Source organism: Meridianimarinicoccus sp. MJW13 (assembly GCF_014901205.1).
Classification (GTDB): domain Bacteria; phylum Pseudomonadota; class Alphaproteobacteria; order Rhodobacterales; family Rhodobacteraceae; genus Meridianimarinicoccus.
In genome coordinates, this window is sequence record NZ_JACNMU010000003.1 from 327,042 (window position 1) to 347,068 (window position 20,027).

At 63.4% G+C, this 20,027-nt stretch carries 19 protein-coding genes and 1 other RNA gene; 11 read left to right on the forward strand and 9 right to left on the reverse strand.

Features of this window, described 5'->3' with window-relative positions; all coding sequences use genetic code 11:
* The first annotated feature begins 188 nt into the window (after nucleotides 1–188).
* Nucleotides 189–1,238, forward strand: a complete 1,050-nt coding sequence (locus H8B03_RS07200; protein WP_193141042.1) for an extracellular solute-binding protein — start codon at nucleotides 189–191, stop codon at nucleotides 1,236–1,238.
* Between the two features lie 60 nt (nucleotides 1,239–1,298).
* On the opposite strand, the gene mbfA is transcribed toward H8B03_RS07200, so the two are convergent.
* Complete coding sequence (gene mbfA, locus H8B03_RS07205; protein WP_193141043.1) at nucleotides 1,299–2,276, reverse strand: iron exporter MbfA; 978 nt, start codon at nucleotides 2,274–2,276, stop codon at nucleotides 1,299–1,301.
* An 86-nt stretch (nucleotides 2,277–2,362) separates the two neighbouring features.
* Here mbfA and ssrA point away from each other — a divergent pair.
* The 9 genes from ssrA to H8B03_RS07250 all read left to right on the forward strand — a co-directional run bounded on the left by ssrA (nucleotide 2,363) and on the right by H8B03_RS07250 (nucleotide 9,823).
* Nucleotides 2,363–2,712, forward strand: a transfer-messenger RNA (tmRNA) gene (ssrA, locus tag H8B03_RS07210).
* Between the two features lie 79 nt (nucleotides 2,713–2,791).
* Nucleotides 2,792–4,054: a chromate efflux transporter gene (gene chrA, locus H8B03_RS07215; protein WP_193141044.1), complete on the forward strand. Its 1,263-nt coding sequence runs from the start codon at nucleotides 2,792–2,794 to the stop codon at nucleotides 4,052–4,054.
* A gap of 78 nt (nucleotides 4,055–4,132) precedes the next feature.
* Nucleotides 4,133–4,606, forward strand: a complete 474-nt coding sequence (locus tag H8B03_RS07220) for an SspB family protein (protein WP_193141045.1) — start codon at nucleotides 4,133–4,135, stop codon at nucleotides 4,604–4,606.
* Nucleotides 4,607–4,717: 111 nt separating this feature from the next.
* Nucleotides 4,718–6,112: a class II fumarate hydratase gene (gene fumC, locus H8B03_RS07225; protein ID WP_193141046.1), complete on the forward strand. Its 1,395-nt coding sequence runs from the start codon at nucleotides 4,718–4,720 to the stop codon at nucleotides 6,110–6,112.
* 78 nt (nucleotides 6,113–6,190) lie between these two features.
* Complete coding sequence (locus H8B03_RS07230) at nucleotides 6,191–7,036, forward strand: neutral zinc metallopeptidase (protein WP_193141047.1); 846 nt, start codon at nucleotides 6,191–6,193, stop codon at nucleotides 7,034–7,036.
* A 3-nt stretch (nucleotides 7,037–7,039) separates the two neighbouring features.
* Complete coding sequence (locus H8B03_RS07235) at nucleotides 7,040–7,231, forward strand: DUF4169 family protein (RefSeq protein ID WP_193141048.1); 192 nt, start codon at nucleotides 7,040–7,042, stop codon at nucleotides 7,229–7,231.
* On the forward strand, nucleotides 7,228–7,506 hold the full coding sequence (locus H8B03_RS07240) for a ribbon-helix-helix domain-containing protein (protein ID WP_193141049.1): 279 nt from the start codon (nucleotides 7,228–7,230) through the stop codon (nucleotides 7,504–7,506). Before H8B03_RS07235 ends, H8B03_RS07240 begins: the two co-directional genes overlap by 4 nt.
* A 66-nt stretch (nucleotides 7,507–7,572) precedes the next feature.
* Complete coding sequence (locus H8B03_RS07245; RefSeq protein WP_193141050.1) at nucleotides 7,573–8,709, forward strand: hypothetical protein; 1,137 nt, start codon at nucleotides 7,573–7,575, stop codon at nucleotides 8,707–8,709.
* Entirely contained in the window at nucleotides 8,699–9,823 is a 1,125-nt protein-coding gene (locus H8B03_RS07250; protein WP_193141051.1) for a hypothetical protein, read from the forward strand. The genes H8B03_RS07245 and H8B03_RS07250 overlap by 11 nt, the downstream gene beginning before the upstream one ends.
* Before the next feature lie 85 nt (nucleotides 9,824–9,908).
* Here H8B03_RS07250 and H8B03_RS07255 read toward each other — a convergent pair whose 3' ends face one another.
* Both H8B03_RS07255 and H8B03_RS07260 read right to left on the reverse strand, forming a co-directional pair.
* The gene (locus H8B03_RS07255) at nucleotides 9,909–10,151 is read right to left on the reverse strand and encodes a hypothetical protein (RefSeq protein ID WP_193141052.1); all 243 of its coding nucleotides are present in this window, start codon (nucleotides 10,149–10,151) and stop codon (nucleotides 9,909–9,911) included.
* A 258-nt stretch (nucleotides 10,152–10,409) separates the two neighbouring features.
* Nucleotides 10,410–11,165 carry a cytochrome c biogenesis CcdA family protein gene (locus H8B03_RS07260; RefSeq protein ID WP_193141053.1) on the reverse strand — a complete coding sequence of 252 codons (756 nt, stop codon included), beginning with the start codon at nucleotides 11,163–11,165 and terminating at the stop codon, nucleotides 10,410–10,412.
* Nucleotides 11,166–11,258: 93 nt separating this feature from the next.
* Here H8B03_RS07260 and H8B03_RS07265 point away from each other — a divergent pair, with 93 nt between their 5' ends.
* A complete protein-coding gene (locus H8B03_RS07265) occupies nucleotides 11,259–11,486 on the forward strand; it encodes a sulfurtransferase TusA family protein (protein ID WP_193141054.1) in 228 nt (75 codons plus the stop codon).
* 10 nt (nucleotides 11,487–11,496) lie between these two features.
* Here H8B03_RS07265 and H8B03_RS07270 read toward each other — a convergent pair whose 3' ends face one another.
* The 6 genes from H8B03_RS07270 to purC form a co-directional block, all read right to left on the reverse strand.
* A complete protein-coding gene (locus H8B03_RS07270) occupies nucleotides 11,497–14,616 on the reverse strand; it encodes a ribonuclease E/G (RefSeq protein ID WP_193141055.1) in 3,120 nt (1,039 codons plus the stop codon).
* A 409-nt stretch (nucleotides 14,617–15,025) separates the two neighbouring features.
* The gene (locus tag H8B03_RS07275; protein WP_193141056.1) at nucleotides 15,026–16,351 is read right to left on the reverse strand and encodes a sigma-54 dependent transcriptional regulator; all 1,326 of its coding nucleotides are present in this window, start codon (nucleotides 16,349–16,351) and stop codon (nucleotides 15,026–15,028) included.
* A gap of 13 nt (nucleotides 16,352–16,364) precedes the next feature.
* Nucleotides 16,365–18,101 carry an ATP-binding protein gene (locus tag H8B03_RS07280; protein WP_226925762.1) on the reverse strand — a complete coding sequence of 579 codons (1,737 nt, stop codon included), beginning with the start codon at nucleotides 18,099–18,101 and terminating at the stop codon, nucleotides 16,365–16,367.
* 115 nt (nucleotides 18,102–18,216) lie between these two features.
* On the reverse strand, nucleotides 18,217–18,888 hold the full coding sequence (purQ, locus tag H8B03_RS07285) for a phosphoribosylformylglycinamidine synthase subunit PurQ (protein WP_193141058.1): 672 nt from the start codon (nucleotides 18,886–18,888) through the stop codon (nucleotides 18,217–18,219).
* On the reverse strand, nucleotides 18,888–19,127 hold the full coding sequence (purS, locus tag H8B03_RS07290) for a phosphoribosylformylglycinamidine synthase subunit PurS (protein ID WP_193141059.1): 240 nt from the start codon (nucleotides 19,125–19,127) through the stop codon (nucleotides 18,888–18,890). The genes purQ and purS overlap by 1 nt, the downstream gene beginning before the upstream one ends.
* 8 nt (nucleotides 19,128–19,135) lie before the next feature.
* On the reverse strand, nucleotides 19,136–19,897 hold the full coding sequence (gene purC, locus H8B03_RS07295; RefSeq protein ID WP_193141060.1) for a phosphoribosylaminoimidazolesuccinocarboxamide synthase: 762 nt from the start codon (nucleotides 19,895–19,897) through the stop codon (nucleotides 19,136–19,138).
* Nucleotides 19,898–20,027: the final 130 nt, after the last annotated feature.

A 20,027-nucleotide genomic window follows, 5' to 3' on the forward strand; every position in this document is an offset into this window, starting at 1 on the left:
TCCCCTTGTCGTTTTATCCGGTTGTATCGCGTGAAAGCGGCCCGGAATCCGTTAATGCCGTCCTTGGGTCATGCTTGACGGATTTTCCCGGCCTTGCCTACCGTTGGTTGCCACGTCAATCAAATGTGATTGCGGCCATGGTCAAAAAGATCGGGTCGATGTGCAGAAAAACAAGGAGTCTCCAACAGATGCGTTCCTCTCTCTCCCTTCTGGCCGGCGTATCGCTGTTGGCCCTGACCCTGCCGGCACAGGCCGACGACGGCGAGTTGCTGATCCTTGACTGGTCGGGGTTCGAGGAAGATCCCTATTGGGAAGCCTACGCCGCAAAACATGGCGACATGCCGACTTATTCCTTCTTCGGGGATGAGGAAGAAGCGTTTCAGAAGTTGCGCTCGGGCTTTCGCGCGGATGTGGCCCACCCCTGCCCGCAATCCGTCCAGAAGTGGATCGAGGCCGACCTGATCGAACCCTGGGACGTGTCGAAGATCCCCAGCTACATGCAGGTGGCCGAGGTGTTCCGCACCGACCCGACCTTCGTGCAGGATGGCAAGGTCTATTTCATCCCCGGCGACATGGGCGCCACCGCCATCGCCTATAACACTGATGAGTTGACGCCCGAGGATGTCTCGACGCTTCAGGTCTTCACCAACCCGGCGCTGGCGGGGCGGATCTCGCTGCCCGATGTGGTCGATGATGCCTATGCGCTGGCCTATCTGGCCACCGGCACCACCGATTGGACGCAGGCCACCGAGGAGGATTTCCAGAAGGCCAGCGCCTGGTTGCGCGAAGTGCATCCGCTTGTGCGCACCTATTGGACCGATGGCGCCGAACTGGCGCAACTGATGGGCACCGGCGAGGTGCTGCTGAGCTGGGCCTGGAACGAAACCCCGGTGCAACTGGCCGACGAGGGCCAGCCGATTGCCTTTGAACGCGAGCCGCAGGAAGGATCTTCCATGTGGTTCTGCGGCTACGTCAACATCAAGGACGGTCCGGGCGACGAGGCCAAGGCGCATGACTTCATGGAAAGCTTCCTGCAACCCTCGGTCGCCGAATATATCGTCACCGAATGGGGCTATGGTCACGGCAATGCCGCTGCCATGGAGGCCATCGACGCCGCCACGCTGGAAGAGGTCGGGTTGAACCCCATCGACGGGCCGGTCCTGAACCAGGTGCCCATGGACATCCGCCTGCGCGAGCAGATGGTCAAAGAGTTCGAACGCATCAAGGCCGGCTTCTAAGCCCCTGACAAGAAAGGCCCCACTTCGGGGCCTTTTCCTTGTCTGGCAGACAGGGCGTCGCTAACCGACGCCGATCAGGATGCCTGCGGCCAGCACCAGCGCGCCGCCCAGAACCACCTGCAGGGTTGCCCGGAAGAACGGCGTGTCCATGTATTTGTTCTGGATCCAAGCGATGGCCCAAAGCTCGATGAAGACGACGATTACGGCAATCGTGGTCGCGGTCCAGAAATCCGGGATCAGGTAGGGCAGCGCGTGGCCAAGCCCGCCGATCGTGGTCATCACCCCCGAGGCCACGCCGCGTTTCCATGCTGCCCCCCGGCCCGAGATTTCGCCATCGTCCGAGGCCGCTTCGGTGAAGCCCATCGAGATGCCCGCCCCGATCGAGGCCGCAAGCCCGACCTGGAAAGTCTGCCAGGTGTCCTGCGTGGCAAAGGCCGCGGCGAAAATCGGTGCCAGCGTCGAGACCGAGCCGTCCATCAACCCTGCCAGTCCAGGCTGCACCCAGGTCAGCACGAACTGCCGGTGCCGGGTCTTTTCCTCGGCATCCTTGGCGCTTTCGGTCAGATGCTGTTCGGCCAGATCGGCGGCCCTGGCCTCATGCCCGGCCTCGATGGCGGCCAGATCGTTCAGAAGCGCGCGGGTGTCGGCATCGGTGCTGCGGCGAGCGGCGGCCTCGTAATAGCGTTGCGCGCCACGTTCCATTTCCTCGGCCTGCCCGCGAATGTCGTCCAGCGACAGGTTCTCCATCAGCCAGACCGGCTTGCGGGTGTAGAAATCGGCGATGTGCTCGCGCCGGATCAGGGGGATGGTGTCACCGAACCGCGCCTTGTGCAGGTCGATCAACCGCTGCGCGTGCCCTTCTTCCTCGCGCGCCATGCCTTCGAAGATCTTTGCGCTGGCCGGATAGCTTTCACGCAGTCGCGCGGCGAAACTGCGGTAGATCTGGCTGTCGTCCTCCTCGGACGAAATCGCAAGGGCGAGCACTTCCTGCTCGGTCAGGTCGGAAAACCGCCGACGGCCGGTGAAACGGGACAACATGGATCCACCTTTTTTAGAACCGTTCTAATATTCTATCCCCGTTGTATCGCGTCCAAACGACAAATCAAGCCCGATCCTGCCTGCGGCCGCTTGCACATGGCCGCATCAGCGCCTACATTTGGATTGTTCTTCGGAACTATGGACATAAACGCGCTCGTAATACACGGACTGGACCCGGGGGCGGTACCCGGCGGCTCCACCAAAAATCCTTTGTTTGGGGATCATGGGGCCGAAACAGGATCGACGGACGTCTAAAGGGGTTAGCTTTGTCTCGGTGAGATACCACCGTTATCGGTTCAAAAAGCATAGTTGCAAACAACAATCGTGCTCCGGTGGCAGTCGCTGCGTAAGCAGTGCCTAATACCGAAATCTTAAGTCCAGTCGCTTTGCAGCGGCTGGCGGGGTTCGCAGGTACCTGGCAACAGAAACCTGCACTTCCCCCCCAACATGCGACGCTGTCGTGACACCCGCAGGCTTCGGCTTGCGCCCTTGGCCCGTGGCGGTCACACATTCGCATGGCCTCGCCTTCCCCTTCCCTTGGCGCACTCTGGCGCGTGTTCGGCCGCATCGGCCTGTTGTCCTTTGGCGGCCCGGCGGCGCAGATCGCGCTGATGCATCGCGAGCTGGTCGAGGATCGCCCCTGGCTGACCGAGGACCAGTTCCTGCGCGCCCTGTCCTTCTGCATGATGCTGCCCGGCCCCGAGGCGATGCAGCTAGCCACCTATGCCGGATGGCGGTTGCGCGGGGTGCCCGGCGGGCTGCTGGGCGGGGCGCTGTTCGTGCTGCCCGGTGCGGCGGTGATCGCGGCGCTGTCCCTGCTCTATGCCCGGTTCGGCACGCTGCCTCTGGTGGCGGCGCTGTTCGTGGGCATCAAGGCCACGGTGGTGGTGATCGTGTTGGAGGCCCTGCTGCGGGTCAGCCGCAAGGCGCTGAAGTCCACCGACCGCTGGGCCATCGCCGGGCTGTCCTTCGTGGGCATCTTCTTCCTGCACCTGCCGTTTCCGGCCATCATCCTTGCCGCCGGGACCTATGGGTTTCTCAGCACCCGCGCCCGGCCCCCTGACGACGCAACCGCCCTGCCGCGCGGGCATCTGCGCCGCACGATTGCCGTCTGGGGCGGGTTGTGGCTGCTGCCCGTCGCGGCCCTGTGGCTGGCGGATGCCGCTTTCCTGACAGATCTGGCGCTGTTCTTCTCGAAGCTTGCAGTTGTGACTTTCGGCGGCGCCTATGCGGTGCTGGCCTATATGACCCAGGCCGTGGTGGCCGAGCATGGCTGGATCAGCACGCAGCAGATGATCGACGGACTGGGACTGGCCGAAACCACGCCGGGGCCGCTGATTCTGGTGACGCAATTCGTCGGCATGCTGGCGGGCGATCTGCGTGGCGGCGTGGGGCTGGCACTGGCCTCGGGCGCGGTGGTGCTGTGGGTGACCTTTGTGCCCTGCTTCCTGTGGATCTTCGCGGGTGCCCCTTACATCGACTGGCTGGCGCATCAGCCGCGCCTGTCCGGCGCCCTGTCGGCGATCACCGCCGCGGTGGTGGGGGTGATCCTGAACCTGTCGGTGTGGTTCGCCCTGCATGTGCTGTTCGGACAGGTCACCGAGGTACGCTTCGGCCCCGTCACCCTGCTGCGCCCCGACTGGGCCAGTTTTGACACCCCAGCCGCCGCCCTTGGCCTGATCGCCGCCCTGTGCCTGTTGCGCCTGCACTGGCCGCTGCCACGGGTTCTGGCCGTGTCGGCCGGGCTGGGGCTGGCGCTCGGGCTGGCGGGCATCTGAAAGAATGGGCGTTTTCTGCCCTTTTCATTCCCGCCCCCCTTCCGATAGACCTTTAGAAAGGAAAGAGGGCCGAGCCATATGTCACGCAGCATCGACTACGGAAATCTCATGCACCGCGCCATGCGCACCCTGATCCGGCAGGTGCTGGAAGAGGTGTCCGAGCACGGCCTGCCCGGAGAGCATCATTTTTTCATCACCTTCGATACGCTGCACCCCGATGCGCAAATGGCCGACTGGCTGTCGGACCGCTACCCGGAAGAAATGACCATCGTCGTGCAGCACTGGTTCGACAATCTGGTGGTGGATGACGACGGTTTTGCCATCACCCTGAATTTCGGCGACCGGCCCGAGCCGCTGTATATTCCCTATGATGCCATCCGCACCTTCGTGGATCCGTCTGTGGAATTCGGCCTGCGCTTCGAAACCCAGGACGACGAGGACGACGACGACCTGGAAGCCGCCCCCATGGCCGAGGACGTGGATCCCGAGGCAGAACAGGCTTCCGGGCCGAAAGACGCCGAAGTCGTCAGCCTGGACAGTTTCCGCAAGTAGGCAGGGCGCGCGGGTAACCGGCTGATATCGCTAACCCGCTTCCCCGTCGCATTGCCAGCCCTCCAGCCGCCGCTTATAGGCATCGGGAACCTGTTTTCAGAGGATATCCCGATGACCCAGACCCGCACCGAATCCGACAGCTTCGGACCGCTTGAAGTTCCTGCCGACAAGTATTGGGGCGCCCAGACCCAGCGGTCGATCATGAACTTCCCCATCGGCTGGGAAAAACAGCCCGTGGCCATTGTGCGCGCGCTTGGCGTCATCAAGAAAGCCTGCGCCATGCAGAACAAGGCAACCGGCGATATGGACGCCCGCATTGCCGATGCTGTGATCGAAGCCGCCGGTGAAGTGATCGAGGGCAAGTTCGACGACAACTTCCCGCTGGTGGTCTGGCAGACGGGCTCGGGCACCCAGTCGAACATGAACTCAAACGAGGTCATCGCCAACCGCGCGATCGAGATCCTGGGCGGCGTCATCGGCTCGAAAGACCCGGTGCATCCGAACGACCATTGCAACATGGGCCAGTCATCCAACGACACCTTCCCGACCGCCATGCATATCGCCACCGCCATGTCGGTGCGCGACGTGCTGCTGCCGGGCCTGACCAAGCTGGCCGAGGGTCTGGAAGCCAAGTCGGAAGAGTTCAAGGACATCATCAAGATCGGCCGCACCCATACCCAGGATGCCACGCCGCTGACGCTGGGCCAGGAATTCTCGGGCTACGCGCATATGATCCGCCAGGGCATCGCCCGCGTCGAGACCGCGCTGCCGGGCATTTATGAACTGGCCCAGGGCGGCACCGCCGTCGGCACCGGCCTGAACACCAAGCAGGGCTGGGGCGAGGCCGTGGCGGCCCATATGGCCGAGATCACCGGCCTGCCCTTCGTCACCGCCCCCAACAAGTTCGAAGCCCTGTCGGCCCATGACGCGATGGTGTTCATGTCCGGCGCGCTCGCGACCGTGGCCGGGTCCATGTACAAGATCGCCAACGACATCCGCTTCCTCGGCTCCGGCCCGCGTTCCGGTCTGGGCGAACTGATCCTGCCGGAGAACGAGCCGGGTTCGTCGATCATGCCGGGCAAGGTCAACCCGACCCAGGCCGAGGCCATGACCCAGGTTGCCGCCCATGTGATGGGCAACGACGCGGCGATAAAATTCGCCGGCAGCCAGGGCCATTTCGAGTTGAACGTCTACAACCCGATGATGTCCTACAACCTGCTGCAGTCGATCCAGCTTCTGGGCGACGTGGCCGACAGCTTTACCCAGCGGATGCTGCTGGGCATCCAGGCGAACGAGCCGCGCATCGACAAGCTGATGAAGGAAAGCCTGATGCTGGTGACGGCTCTGGCGCCGACCATTGGCTACGACAATGCCACCAAGGTCGCCAAGACTGCCCACAAGAACGGCACGACGCTGAAAGAAGAAGCCATCGCCCTTGGCTTCGTGGATGAGGCCACCTTTGACGCTGTGGTGCGCCCCGAAGACATGATCGGCCCGAAAAGCTGATTGGTGTTTCCTTCGCCAGACGGTTGACCCACCCCTCTGGTTTCAGGGACACTTCCAGAAACCGGAGGAGAAGGTCAGATGCGTTGGCAAGGACGGCGGACAAGTCGTAACATCGAAGACCGGCGTGGCCGCCGCATGACGGGCGGCCCCGCAAAACTGGGCGGAATCGGCCTTTTGGCCGTGGTCCTGATCGGCGCCTTTCTGGGGGTCGATGTCACTCCCTTTCTGGGCGGCGGCGGCATGAGCCCGGCGCCCGCCCCCACCGGCCCCAACCAGATCGACGACAGCTCCGAGGAATTCGTGGCTGTCGTGCTGGCCGACACCGAAGAGGTCTGGGGCGAGATCTTCCGCAATTCCAACCTGCAATACATGGAGCCGAAGCTGGTGCTGTTTACCGGCCGCACGTCTTCGGCCTGCGGGCTGGCGGATGCGGCCACCGGCCCGTTCTACTGCCCCAACGATCAGCAGGTCTATCTGGACACCGATTTCTTCCGGATCATGGACACCGAACTGGGCGCCCGCGGCGATTTCGCCAAGGCCTATGTGGTGGCGCATGAGGTTGGCCATCACGTCCAGAACCTTCTGGGGGCGCTGGAGCACAGCAACCGGTTGCGCGCCCAGTCCAGCCAGGCCGAATCCAACGCCATCTCGGTGCGGGTCGAACTTCAGGCCGACTGTTATTCAGGCCTTTGGGCCCGCGCCGTGCAGGACCGCTTCGGCGTGCTGGAGTCCGGCGATATCGAAGAGGCACTGAATACCGCCGCGCGGATCGGCGATGACGCCCTGCAAAAGGCCAGCCGCGGGGTGGTGGTGCCCGACAGTTTCACCCATGGTACCAGCGAGCAGCGGCAGCGCTGGTTCGCGGCAGGCTATCAGACCGGCAATCCACAAGCCTGCGACACCTTCTCGGCAAGGGATCTCTGACCCATGGCGGACACCCCCATCAACCTGTCGCGGTTTCGCAAGGCCAAGGTGCGCGCCGAGCGCAAGCGGCAGGCCGATGCCAATGCGGTGAGCCATGGCCGCACCCGCGCCGAGAAGACCCGCGACAACGCCGAGGTCGCAAAAGTCACCCGTCTGCTGGATCATGCCCGCCGCGACGACGCCACCGACGCATGACGGCCCGTCCGCGCAAACGCTCGCTGACGCTGCACGGCCATGCCACCAGCGTGTCGCTGGAAGATGCCTTCTGGGATGCCTTCCGCCAGATCGCCATCGAGGACGGGCTGTCGGTCAACGCGCTGGCGGCCCAGGTCGATGAGGCGCGCGGGCTGGAAGTGGGGCTTGCCACCGCCATCCGCCTGTTCGTGCTGTCGCACACGCAAGAGGCGCTGGCCCGCGCCCGGTCACAGGTGCAAGTGACAGCAGATGACATTTCCAAGCCGCCTCTGTAGGGTCGCGGTCGATCCACTTTTGCGACCGTCGGACCCGAACCGGGGCGCGGCAGAACTGCGGAACCCATGCAAGCGCCTGAAACCCTTCGCCTTGTCGGCCTGACCCTGCCCGCCAACAGCCCGGTGCTGCGGGATCACATGCGCCCGCCCGCGCGGCACACCGAGAACTATCAGCAGGCCTATGACCGCACGACGCTGTTCTACGACGTCGTCCGCCGGCCCGAGCGTGGCGACCTGCTGATCACCGCCCCACCGCTGATGAACCTGCGACCGGTGCTGACCGAAGGGTTGCGCGATGCGCAGGACGCGCCGCTGCGGTTGCGCATCCGGGATTTCGACAAGTACGCCCAGATCCGGGTCGCCGGGATGCATGACCGACTGACGTTTCACGGCCCCTCGGAAGTGACCGAGATTCTGCCCCGAACCGATGACGCGCCACCGTTTTCCGCCCTGAACTGCGCGGTGACCATGAACCGCAACAACCCGCTGCTCTGGGTGCAGACCTGGGCACTGCACCATGTGCGGCAGCATCGGCTGGAGGGGGTGTTGATCTTCGACAATGGTTCGACCGACTACACGCCCGAGGATCTGGCCGGGGCATTGGCGCAGGTGCCGGGGTTGAAATCCATCTGCGTGGCCTCGGCCCCCTACCCCTATGGCACCACCGACAAGGTGCTGAAGGGCGAAACCCGGCCGAATTTCCTGCAACCGGCCATGCTGAACCTGGCGCGCGGGTCGTTCCTGCGGCAGGCGCGGGCGGTGCTGAATTGTGATATTGATGAGCTGGTGCTCAGCCGCGATGGCACCTCGGTTTTCGACCGGGCGGCATCGAAACCCTGGGGGGCGGCGCGGCTGCCGGTCTATTGGGCCGATCCCGCGCCGGGCACCCAGGGCCCGTCGCCGCAATGGGCGCATCGCTGGCGCAACCCGACACGCACTCGCACGCCGCGCAAATGGTGTGTGGCACCGCGTGGCTTGCTCAGCAAGATGGGCTGGTACGTGCATCATGTCGGCGGCGAGGCGTTCAAGCTGAACCGCGAAAGCACAGCGCATGAAATCGTCCATTGCCGGGCCTGTTCCACCGGCTGGCATCCGTTCAAGGCGCGGCACAAGGCCAACGGGGATCTGCGCGAAGATCCGGAACTGAAGAGCCTGATGGATGATCTGGAGCGGCAGGTGAAGGAGCTTGGATTTGCACAGTGACCACCTGATCCTCGAGGCCTGCGGCCGGGTCCTGGACCCGGACGGCCCGATCGTGCGCGACCATGTGCGCAAACCCGACCGCCGCACCCAGCAATACCTGGAGCGGTTCGATCGCACGACGCTCTACTACGATTGCGTCTACCTGGCCGAGCGGCGCAGCTATCTGTTCACCGCCCCGCGGTTCCTGAACCTCTGGAGGCCGTTCCGGCAGGGGCTGCGGGTCAACGGGAAAAAGACGCGGGCAGTGACGCGGCGCAAGTGGCTACGCTGTGAACAGGTCGAAGTGCATGCCCCGCGCGGCAGCCTGACGCTGGATTGGCAGGGCGAGACCGCGCCGGTCGCCTTTCGCGATGGCATCGGCGATTGCTTCGCCGGGCTGAACTGCCTTGTGGCGGTGAACAAGAACAACCGCCTGGATTGGATCGCCGACTGGGCCGCCTATTACGCGCAGACACATGGGGCCGAGGGCGTCGTGCTGTTCGACAACGGCTCGACCGACTACACGCTGGCCGAGGTGAACGCGCGGCTGTCACAGGTGCGGGGACTGGCCCGCTCGGCGGTGATCTCGGCACCTTATCCCTATGGCCCGACCGACCGGTCGCGCAAATTGGAGGTCAGCCCGCGGTTCTTCCAGACCGCCATGCTGAACATCGGGCGGCGCGATCCGCTGGCCCGCGCCCGCGCGGTGCTGAGCGTGGACATCGACGAGATCGCCCGCAAGGCCGACGACGCACCCAGCATTTTCGATTTGGCGGTGGGGAACATGGTCGGCATGGCCACGCTGAACGGAGTCTGGGTCTATCCGGACCCCGACACCGATGGCCCCGTGGGACACGCGGCGCATGGGTTTCGCCGCAGCCCGGATCGTCCGTGCAACCGCAAGTGGTGCCTGCGCCCAGGCGGCGTACAGGATCGCTTTGGCTGGGCCGTTCATCATATTGGCGGCCCGTTGCAGGATCTGTTCACCAACCAGACACAGGTCAGCCTGCTGCACTGTCGCGGCACCTCGACGGGATGGAAGCGCAATCGTTTTACCGATCCAGGAGAATTGCTGGAAGATCCTGAACTGGAGACATTCTGGAACACGCGCTTCCCAAAGCCTGCCGCCGAATAAGTGGCAGGCTTTTGGCCGTGAGTATTTTTACCAAGAAGAAGCTACGGCAAATATCTACGTCAGCCGTGGAATTACGTCAGGCAGGCTATTTCTTTTTACCGGCCTGATTGTGATCGCCGGAATTTCCGGGATCAAGATCCCTGCCGGACTCAGACGGCGTTTTCCTGCCGCGGAATTCACCACCGTTGCCCTTGCCGGCATTCGCTTCTCGGTTGATTTCGATCTGGTGCTTCTTTGCCTCGCTCCAGTTGGGGTTGTCGGCATTGATCGCCGAAGGTGCAGAGACACTCATGACCAGCCCTGCCGCAAGTAGGATGCGCATTGCCATTGGTAGACCCTCCCTTTTGAAAGTCCCTCCAATATATCAAATTTATTGAATAAATTTGAGGTAGAACAAATTGGGATTTGCGACTGAATTTCCCGGCAGCCCCTGATGAATTGAGAAATTATACCGCGTTCATTCTTCTCTCAATTTCGTGTGACAACCTATAAGAATAAAATTCACCAAAAACGTGCGGGAATTAACGCATGCCGGGTATTTCGAATCTTCCGGGACGAGCCTTGCAAAATCAGCGGCGCATTGGGATTACCCAAGGGCGGCCAACGCCGGGAAATGCTCCAGCAGCCAATAGGAAAACGAGGAGAACCCGCCGGTCAGCATCAGCAGGCCGATGGTCCATAGCAGCAGGCCCATGACCTTTTCGATCTGCTCCATATGGCGCTTCATCCAGCCCATCACACCGGTCAGGCGCGGCAGGAAGGCCGCGACCAGCAGGAAGGGCACGCCCAGACCGATGGCATAGATCGACAACAGCAGCGTGCCGCGGGTGAGCGAGGCTTCGGACGCGGCCAGCGACAGGATTGCGCCCAGTTGCGGCCCGATGCAGGGCGTCCAGCCAAAGGCGAAGGCGAGGCCGAGCACATAGGCACCAAGGGCCGAGCCGCCGCGGTCCCCGGCATCCAGACGTGCTTCGCGATCCAGAATGCCGATGCGATAAACGCCGATGAAGTGAGCACCGAAGATCATCACGAGGATGCCGGCGATGGTGTTGAAATATCCCTGGTAGCTGAGAAACAGCGTCCCGATGGCCGAGGCGGTGAAGCCCAGGAACAGGAACACCGTGGACAGACCCAGCACGAAGAACAGCGCGGGCAAGATCGCCCGGTTGCGTTGGGTGCTTTCGCGATCGGACAGGTCGGCCAGCGACACGCCGCTCATGTAAGCCAGATACGGCGGCACGATGGGCAGCACGCAGGGCGACAGGAAAGACAGCATTCCGGCGACCAGCGCCACGGCCATGGCGGGCAGCAGCCCTGCGTCGATGATTTCGATCCCAAACATGGCTTTGGCTTATCTCAAGCGCCGAGGGGCGTCACGTCGCCGAATGTCACATTCCCGTGGTCTTTGTGCGCGGTGCGGATTATTTCGTTGGCCATGACCCATGATCTTGAAGTCGACGCCCTGGGGCTGCTGTGCCCCCTGCCCGTTCTCCGCGCGCGCAAGCGCCTGCAAGGCCTGTCGTCCGGGCAGGTGTTGTGTCTGCTGGCCGATGATCCTGCAGCGGTCATAGATGTGCCCCACTTCTGCAATGAAGCGGGGCACGATCTGCTGTCGCAGTCCAGCGAAGGCGCGGTGACGCGCTACCTGATCCGCAAGGGATAGACGGCGCGGGTCAGAGACCCGCCGACCACCATCCGCGCTTTTTCGGCTTGGCCGGTTCTGCCGGTGCGTCCTCTGCGGGCGCGCTTTCAGCGGTCTCCTCGACCACCGGTTCCGCAAGGATGGCCGGGGCCGGAGTGGGCTCGGCCTCCGGTTCCGGGGCGGTGTCCGGCGCAGGGGGGCTTTCTTCAGGTGCATCCGGTTCGACCGTGGCGCCATTGATCACCGCTTCGGCCAGATCTGCCTCGGCAAGCGGGACCACTGCCGGGGCGGCATCGGTCTGCGGCGCCGGATTGTCCAGCGGGGCAGGATCAGCCTGCGGTACGACATCCATCTGGGGCGCGGGTTCGGCCTCGGTTTGAACCTCGATCACCTCGGCAACAACAGCCGGAGTTTCCTCTGCCGGTGTGGCCTCGGGCTCTGTCAGAGGGGTTTCCTCTGCCGTGTCCTGCGGTGCGGCATCGACGGGGGCCGCCGCGACCTGCGGATCGTCCTGCTGCGGAGCTTCGGCAGCAGATTCGGACCCAGCATCTGCGGCCGCGTCTTCGCCGCTTGCCGCAGTGGCCTCGCCGTTTTCGCCGTTGGCACCATTGCCGCGCCGACGACGCCGGCGACGACGGCGCTTACGCGGCTTGTCGTCTCCATCCTCGCGGGCTTCGGTCCGCTCTTGCTCGCCCTCGGGCTGGGTCTCGGGGGTGGCCTCGACGGTGACATCTTCGGCCTCCTCGACGATGTCATCCTCTTCCTCGAACTCGGGCATGTTCGACATGTCGATCGAGATCACGGGTGCTGCGACTTCCACCTTGCGGGTGGCGGTCTTGAACTTCTCGACCGAGTAGTCGGGGCTGATCAGGGTCACATCCGCCTCGACCCGAACGGCCATGCCGTAACGCGTCTCGATATGGGCGATGTGTTCGCGCTTGGCGTTCATCAGGTAGTTGGCGATGACCACCGGGGCTTTCACCAGCACCTCGCGCGAGCGGTTGCGCGTGCCTTCGTCCTCCAACTCCCGCAGAATTGCCAGCGAGACGTTGTCGTCCGACCGCACCAGGCCGGTGCCGTGGCAATGGGCGCAAGGCTGGGTCGTGGCCTCGATCATGCCGGGACGCAGACGCTGACGCGACATTTCCAGCAGGCCGAACCCCGAGATCCGGCCCACCTGGATACGGGCGCGGTCGGTCTTCAGCTTGTCTTTCAGACGCTTCTCGACGGCAGCGTTGTTCTTGCGCTCTTCCATGTCGATGAAGTCGATGACGATCAGACCGGCAAGGTCGCGCAGGCGGCACTGGCGCGCCACTTCCTCGGCGGCTTCCAGGTTGGTCTTGAGCGCGGTTTCCTCGATCGAGCCTTCCTTGGTCGCCTTGCCCGAGTTCACATCCACGGCCACCAGCGCCTCGGTCACACCGATCACGATGTAGCCGCCGGATTTCAGGCGCACGGTCGGATTGAACATCTCGCTCAGGTAGGTTTCCACCTGGAACCGCGAGAACAGCGGCATCGGTTCGTTGTAGTGTTTCACGTTCTTGGCGTGGGACGGCATGATCATCTTCATGAAGTCCTTGGCGATGCGATAGCCACCTTCGCCTTCCACCAGAACCTCGTCGATCTCGCGGTTGTAGATGTCGCGGATTGTGCGTTTGATCAGGTCGCCTTCTTCATAGATCTTCGCGGGCGCGACCGACTTCAGCGTCAGTTCGCGGATCTGTTCCCACAGGCGTTGCAGGTATTCATAGTCGCGCTTGATCTCGGCCTTGGTGCGCTTGGCACCGGCGGTGCGCACGATCAGGCCCGCGCCCTTGGGCACGTCAATCTCGGCGGCGATCTGTTTCAGCTTCTTGCGGTCAGCGACGTTGGTGATCTTGCGGCTGATGCCGCCGCCACGGGCGGTGTTGGGCATCAACACGCAATAACGGCCGGCCAGCGACAGATAGGTGGTCAGGGCCGCGCCCTTGTTGCCGCGTTCTTCCTTGACCACTTGCACCAGCATGATCTGGCGGACCTTGACCACTTCCTGGATCTTGTAGCGACGCGGACGCGGGCGGCGCGGCGGGCGAATGTCCTCGACCGTGTCATCATCGGCCACGTCTTCGATCTGATCGTCTCCGTCCTTGGACTCGACTTCTTCGACGGGCGTTTCGATGGGCAGTTCGGCGTCATCATCCGCGGCGGCATCGGCCAGCGGCGGCAGCGAATCGGCCGGCTCGTCGGCCACCTCGGCCGCCGGGGTATCGTCGTCGGTGTCTTTCAGGGTTTCCGGATCGGCACTGGTCACCACGTCCGACGGGGTGCTGGCCGCGATGGAGCGCGGGCCGTCGGTGTCGGGGGTCTCTTCAGGTGCGGCGTCATCTGCGGGAGCGGGAGTTTCCGTTGCCGGAGCGTCTTCGGAGTTCTCGGGGGTGTCGGCCTGCGGCGCAACTTCGTCCTGCGGCGTCTCTGCCTGCACGGCAACGTCAACGGTCTCGGGGGCGGCATCAACCTCGGGGGCGGCGGCGGCAACAACCTCGGGGGCGGCGGCAGGCTCCACTTCGGGGGCAGTGCTTTCGGCCTCGGATGCGGGGGCAACCTCGGCGGTGTCCACGGTCACGTCAGCCTCGGCATCCACCTTGGCGGGCAGATCGTCCACCAGCGTGGCTGCGTCCTGCGTCTGGTCATCTTCGCCCAGATCGACCACATCCATGCCCGGAATCGCGGGCTCAACCGCGGCCGCAGCCTCGGTCACCGGCGTGTCAGAATTGGCATCCTTCGATTTGTCGGACTTCCGACGCGACCGCGTGCGCGAGCGGCGGGGTTTCGAAGGTTTTTCTTCTTCCCCGTCCTCGGCGTCATTGTCGCGCATCTGATCGGCATAGGCCTGTTCCTCGGCCAGCAGCGCCTCGCGATCCGCGACCGGGATCTGGTAATAGTCGGGATGGATTTCCGAGAACGCCAGAAACCCGTGACGGTTTCCGCCATAGTCCACAAAGGCCGCCTGAAGCGACGGTTCGACCCGCGTAACCTTTGCTAGATAGATGTTGCCAGCAATCTGGCGCTTGTTCTCCGATTCAAAGTCGAATTCCTCGACCTTGTTTCCGTCAACAACAACGACGCGGGTCTCTTCCGCATGCGTTGCGTCGATAAGCATTTTCTTAGCCATGTAATCTCTTTGCACCGACCCGGCGGAGGCGCGTGGGCAATCTGCTCTGGCCTGCGGTGGGGGTGTCTAGTTGCGGCGACGCCTGCCCCAGTCCCATGCCGCCACACGCGGCCGGCCATCCGGGCCGTCGCTGCGTCAGTCATGTTCCGTGCGCAATGCATCGCATTCTGGTCCTTGGCGCGTGCTGCGCCGTTGAAAACCCATGCGGCAGAAGCCTGATGATGGGCCGTGATACTACCCCAGGGGGGCTGTCTTTCGTCTGCCTGTGGCGCCCGGTCCGAAAGGGTCGGTCAGCGCAAAGGCAGGGAAATCTCTCGGGGCGCTTGGCCCCGATGTCTCATTAAACCCGTCAAGTGTGAAATGACAATGGCTCAAACAGAGTTTTCTCGATGCAACACCGCCACGGTGTTCAGGTATAGTCGCTGCGGACCAACCCGTATTTCGCCATCTTCTCGTTCAGGGTCCGGCGCGGCAGGCACAATTCGTCCATGACCTTGGCCACGGCCCCGCTGTGCCGGCGCAGGGTGTTGTCGATCAACATGCGCTCGAAGGCTTCCACGTGCTTTTTCAGCGGCTTGCCTTCCTGGGTTAAAGGAACCGACACCGCTTCGTTGTCGGAAATCAGAAGCGAGGTGATCGACCCGCCGCCGCGTCGCGCCTGCAGAACCGCGCGTTCGGCCACGTTCATCAACTGGCGCACATTGCCCGGCCAGGGCGCCTGCAGGAACTGCGCGGCTTCCTGTGCGGTCAGTTGCGGGGCTTCGGTACCGTATTCCTCGCCGAAGCTTTTCGAGAATTCCGCGAACAGCATCAGGATGTCGTCACCCCGGGTGCGCAGCGGCGGCAGGCTCAACTTAAGCGAGGCAAGCCGATGGAACAGATCGGCGGTCAGGGCCTGATCGCAGGGCAGGCCTTCCACGGTCTGTCCGCAAACCGACAGGATGCGCGGCATCGCCTCTTGCGCCGGATCGCTGATATAGGCGCCCAGACGGGTCTGGACCGCGGCGGGCATCAGCTGGATGTCTTCCAGCAGCAAGGTGCCGCCACGGGCTTCCTGCACCGCCGGCGGATTGTCGACGGCCAGACCGTCGGCACCGCCGAACAGACGGGCCATCAGGCTGTCTTCGTCATGCTGGCCACAGAACACCTGCACCAGCGGCCGCGAAGCGCGCGCGCCGACCGCATGCAGGGCACGGGCTACCAGCGACTTGCCGGTGCCGGTCTCGCCCTCGATCAGCACGTGACCATCGGCCTGCCCCACGTCGAGGATCTCGTCCCGCAGCGCCTGCATCGCGGCGCTGGCGCCGATCAGGTTCGACACTGCGGACGACCCGCCCGACAATTCGCTGCGGATGGCGCGGTTCTTCAGCGCCGTTTCCCGCACGTTGCAGGCTTTCTGCACGATCTCCGTCATGCGGTCCGGATCGAAGGGCTTTTCCAGAAAGTCGAAAGCCCCGATCCGCATCGCCTCGACCGCCATGGGCACATCGCCGTGACCGGTGATCAGGATCACCGGCAGCGCACTGTCATGGTGCATCAACCGCTTCAGGAACATCATGCCGTCGATCTCGGGCATCCGGATGTCACTGAGCACGATCCCGGGATAGCCCGGTCCGACCTTGGCCAATGCCGCGCGGGCGCTTTCGAAGGTTTCGGTTTCGAACCCCGAGAGCGACAGCCACTGGCTGATGGACTTGCGCATGTCGAGCTCGTCATCAACGATTGCGACTTTCATCCTCGTGTCTCCGTCATTGGGCGGCCAGGCTATCCTCGCCGTAAACCGGAAGTTGCATTTCGAACAGGGCCCCGCCTTCGGGACGATTTCGGGCAATCAGGCGTCCGCCCAGATCGTTGACGATGCTGCTTGAGATCGCCAGCCCAAGACCCAGCCCGTCGCCGGGATCCTTCGTGGTGTAGAAGGGTTCGAACAATGAGTCGAAATCGTGGATTCCGTCGCCATTGTCCAGCACCGACAGCGAAACGTGATCGCCCTCGGCCAGCAAAACTGTGATTTCGGGCGTATCGACCGAGGCCGCAGCATCGACCGCGTTGCGCAGCAGGTTCACGATCACCTGTTCCATCCGGTAACGGTCGCCCAGAACCAGCGTCGGTTCTTCGGGCAGGCTGACCGAGACTTCGATCTGAAGCTGGCGCAGTTGCGGCTCCATCATCGACAGCGACGAGGTCACCGCCTCGCGCATGTCCACCTTGCCCAGGGTTTCGGTGTTCTTCGAGGCATAGGATTTCAACTGGCGCGTAATCGCGCCCATGCGGTCGATCAGATCGTTGATGCGCTGCAACGAGGACACCGCCTCTTCGGTGCGCTTGCGGCTGATCAGCAGGCGGGCCCCGGCCAGATAGGTTTTCATCGCGGCCAGCGGCTGATTCAATTCGTGGCTGACCGCCGCCGACATTTCGCCCAATGCGGCCAGTTTCGACGATTGCGCGATGGTCTGTTCGGCCACTTCAAGGTTTTTCTCGGCTTTCTGGCGTTCGGCGATTTCGCGTTGCAGCAACACGTTCAGCTTGCGCAGTTCCGACGATTCCTTCTGCAAGCGGGCCGAGCGGCGTTCGGCCTGCCGCGAGGTGGTGTAGAACAGGGTGGCGGCAAGGATGGCGAAGGCCATGACCTCGATGGCCACCGCCGTGGCCACGCGCTCGCGCACGGTTTCATGGGACGAATAGCCGACGATGCGCCATCCCTGGAACGGGATCCGCGCCTCGGAGCGGATCACCGGGAGGCCATGCACCACCGTATCGGTCGCCCCGGAGAGGGTCAGCCAGGCGGTGCGCAGGTTGGTCCAGGTCTTGGCCTGCTCGGTCCCCAGCGCCAGGGCTTCTTCCTCGGTCTTGTTGCGCCAGCGCGAGTCCGTGGTCAGCAGGATGGCGCCACTGCTGTCGGTGACGATCAGCGCCTCGGCAATACCAGCCCAGCTGCGTTCGTATTTCTTCAGATCGACACTGACCACGATGACGCCCAGAACGTCATTGCCCTGGGTGACCTTGCGCGAATAAGTGAAGATCGGCAGCCCCAGCTCATCCAGTTGCGAGTTGAACACCGTCGTGTTCGACCGCAGCGCATTCACAAGGTAGGGATCGGTCCGGTGGATCGTGCCAAGCTCCAGCCGGTCGCTGGAGGCCACAGTGCGGCCATCCACATCCAGCAGCAGCAGCCGGGCGGCCCCGATCTCGTCGCGGTATTCGATCAGGCGTTGCGTGCTTTGCGAGAAATCCCCCGCCGCCAGCGCCGAGGTCAGATGCGGGTCGCGGGCCAGAAGCTGCGGCACGATCGAGCTTCGCCGCAATTCGGACATCACGTTGCCGGAAAACAGCGCCAGCCGCACCTCGGATTCGGCGCGAATCTCGGCCACGGTGCGGGCGCTGAGCACCACGATGGTGACCCAGATTACCACCGCTGCGATGATGGCCAGAAAACCCAGAAAGACCCGTGGCCGCCAAAGCCCCGAGTCAAACCTGCCCGTCATGTGAGAATTGCGGCTTTCGCTTGTCATGCCCTAGCCTGCCCCACCCGTGCTGACGTTGCAAAAGGAACATGGGGGTGGTGGCGGATGCCCGCCACCACTTGCGGCAGGTCTTCGCCTAGGCGGTGGCCAGGCTGGACATGATCGACGAGAAAATCGCCGCGCCGTCGGTGCCGCTGTGAAGTGGATCAATGGCACGCTCGGGATGCGGCATCATTCCCAGCACCCGGCGGTTTTCCGACAGGATGCCGGCGATGCGGTCCATCGAACCGTTGATGTCGGTGGCATAGCGGAAGGCCACGCGATCTTCGCCCTTCAGGCGGGCCAGCACCTCGGTATCGGCGAAATAATTGCCATCGTGGTGCGACACCGGAATTTCGATCTGGCTGCCTGCCTCAAGATCGGCGGTGAACGGGCTGTCGGTGGTGACCACGTCCAGCGGAACCGGCTTGCAGACGAACTTGATCCCGGCATTGCGCATCAGTGCACCGGGCAGGATGCCGCTTTCGGTCAGCACCTGGAAGCCGTTGCAGATGCCCAGCACCATGCCGCCTTTTGCGGCGAAATCGGCCACCGCGCGGGTGATCGGCGCCTGCGCGGCAATCGCGCCGCAGCGCAGGTAATCCCCGTGCGAAAATCCGCCCGGCACCCCGACGATGTCGATGCCTGCGGGCAGTTCGGTGTCCTTGTGCCAGACCATCGCGGGCTTCTGCCCACCGAAGGCCTCGAAGGCGACGGCCAGATCCCGGTCACAGTTCGAACCGGGGAAGACGATGACAGCGGCGCGCATCAGGCGATCTCGATCCGGTAGCTTTCGATCACCGTGTTGGCGAGCAGTTTTTCGCACATGCGGGTCACCTGATCATGTGCCGCGTCGCGATCTTCGCCCGTCAGGTCCAGTTCGATGATCTTGCCCTGGCGGACCCCTTCGACCCCGTCGAACCCCAGCGTGCCAAGGGCATGACGCACCGCTTCGCCCTGGGGGTCAAGAACCCCCTGTTTCAGCATGACATGCACGGTAGCTTTCATCGTCGGCCTCAGTTGATCAGTGTCGGTTTGGTGATGGGCGTGGAGTTCGAGGGCAGAACCCCCAGACGCCGGGCCAGTTCGGAATAGGCATCGGACAGGCTGCCCAGATCCTGCCGGAACACGTCCTTGTCCAGTTTGCGGCCGGTTTCGATGTCCCACAGGCGGCAGCTGTCCGGGCTGATCTCGTCGGCCAGGATCAGGCGCTGATAGTCGCCGTCGTAGACGCGACCGATCTCGATCTTGAAGTCGATCAGGCGGATGCCGACGGCCATGAAGACGCCCGACAGGAAGTCGTTCACCCGCAGCGCCAGCGATACCATGTCGTCCAGATCCTGCTGGCTGGCCCAGCCGAAGGTGGCGATGTTTTCCTCGGTGACCAGCGGATCGCCCAGCCCGTCATCCTTGTAGCAGAATTCGACCATCGGGCGCGGCAGCACCTTGCCCTCGGGAATGCCCAGACGCTTGCTGAGCGAACCCGCTGCGCGGTTGCGCACGATGACTTCCAGCGGGATGATCTCGACCTGCCGGATCAACTGTTCGCGCATGTTCAGCCGACGGATGAAATGAGTCGGCACCCCGACCTCGTTCAATCCGTTCATGAAGAACTCGGACAGCCGGTTGTTCAGCACGCCCTTGCCGTCGATGATGTCATGCTTGGCCGCGTTGAAGGCGGTGGCATCATCCTTGAAATACTGCACATAGGTGCCGGGCTCGGGGCCTTCATAGAGAATCTTGGCTTTGCCTTCATAGATCTTCTTGCGGCGTGCCATGGGGTCTCCGATCTGACATGAGGGGCGCGACGGTTCGCGCCGGGTATCGGGCGTATATGCCAATGCCGTAAGTGTCGCAAGGCGAGCGCCGCCCTGCCCCTTGTGGCATCTGGCCATAGCTTGCATAACC

Bases quoted from the DNA above. Each gene is read 5' to 3' on its own strand.
- H8B03_RS07200 (WP_193141042.1), top strand. From the start codon at position 189: ATGCGTTCCTCTCTCTCCCTTCTGGCCGGCGTATCGCTGTTGGCCCTG.
- mbfA (WP_193141043.1), bottom strand. From the start codon at position 2,276: ATGTTGTCCCGTTTCACCGGCCGTCGGCGGTTTTCCGACCTGACCGAG.
- chrA (WP_193141044.1), top strand. From the start codon at position 2,792: ATGGCCTCGCCTTCCCCTTCCCTTGGCGCACTCTGGCGCGTGTTCGGC.
- H8B03_RS07220 (WP_193141045.1), top strand. From the start codon at position 4,133: ATGTCACGCAGCATCGACTACGGAAATCTCATGCACCGCGCCATGCGC.
- fumC (WP_193141046.1), top strand. From the start codon at position 4,718: ATGACCCAGACCCGCACCGAATCCGACAGCTTCGGACCGCTTGAAGTT.
- H8B03_RS07230 (WP_193141047.1), top strand. From the start codon at position 6,191: ATGCGTTGGCAAGGACGGCGGACAAGTCGTAACATCGAAGACCGGCGT.
- H8B03_RS07235 (WP_193141048.1), top strand. From the start codon at position 7,040: ATGGCGGACACCCCCATCAACCTGTCGCGGTTTCGCAAGGCCAAGGTG.
- H8B03_RS07240 (WP_193141049.1), top strand. From the start codon at position 7,228: ATGACGGCCCGTCCGCGCAAACGCTCGCTGACGCTGCACGGCCATGCC.
- H8B03_RS07245 (WP_193141050.1), top strand. From the start codon at position 7,573: ATGCAAGCGCCTGAAACCCTTCGCCTTGTCGGCCTGACCCTGCCCGCC.
- H8B03_RS07255 (WP_193141052.1), bottom strand. From the start codon at position 10,151: ATGGCAATGCGCATCCTACTTGCGGCAGGGCTGGTCATGAGTGTCTCT.
- H8B03_RS07260 (WP_193141053.1), bottom strand. From the start codon at position 11,165: ATGTTTGGGATCGAAATCATCGACGCAGGGCTGCTGCCCGCCATGGCC.
- H8B03_RS07265 (WP_193141054.1), top strand. From the start codon at position 11,259: ATGACCCATGATCTTGAAGTCGACGCCCTGGGGCTGCTGTGCCCCCTG.
- H8B03_RS07270 (WP_193141055.1), bottom strand. From the start codon at position 14,616: ATGGCTAAGAAAATGCTTATCGACGCAACGCATGCGGAAGAGACCCGC.
- H8B03_RS07275 (WP_193141056.1), bottom strand. From the start codon at position 16,351: ATGAAAGTCGCAATCGTTGATGACGAGCTCGACATGCGCAAGTCCATC.
- H8B03_RS07280 (WP_226925762.1), bottom strand. From the start codon at position 18,101: ATGACGGGCAGGTTTGACTCGGGGCTTTGGCGGCCACGGGTCTTTCTG.
- purQ (WP_193141058.1), bottom strand. From the start codon at position 18,888: ATGCGCGCCGCTGTCATCGTCTTCCCCGGTTCGAACTGTGACCGGGAT.
- purS (WP_193141059.1), bottom strand. From the start codon at position 19,127: ATGAAAGCTACCGTGCATGTCATGCTGAAACAGGGGGTTCTTGACCCC.
- purC (WP_193141060.1), bottom strand. From the start codon at position 19,897: ATGGCACGCCGCAAGAAGATCTATGAAGGCAAAGCCAAGATTCTCTAT.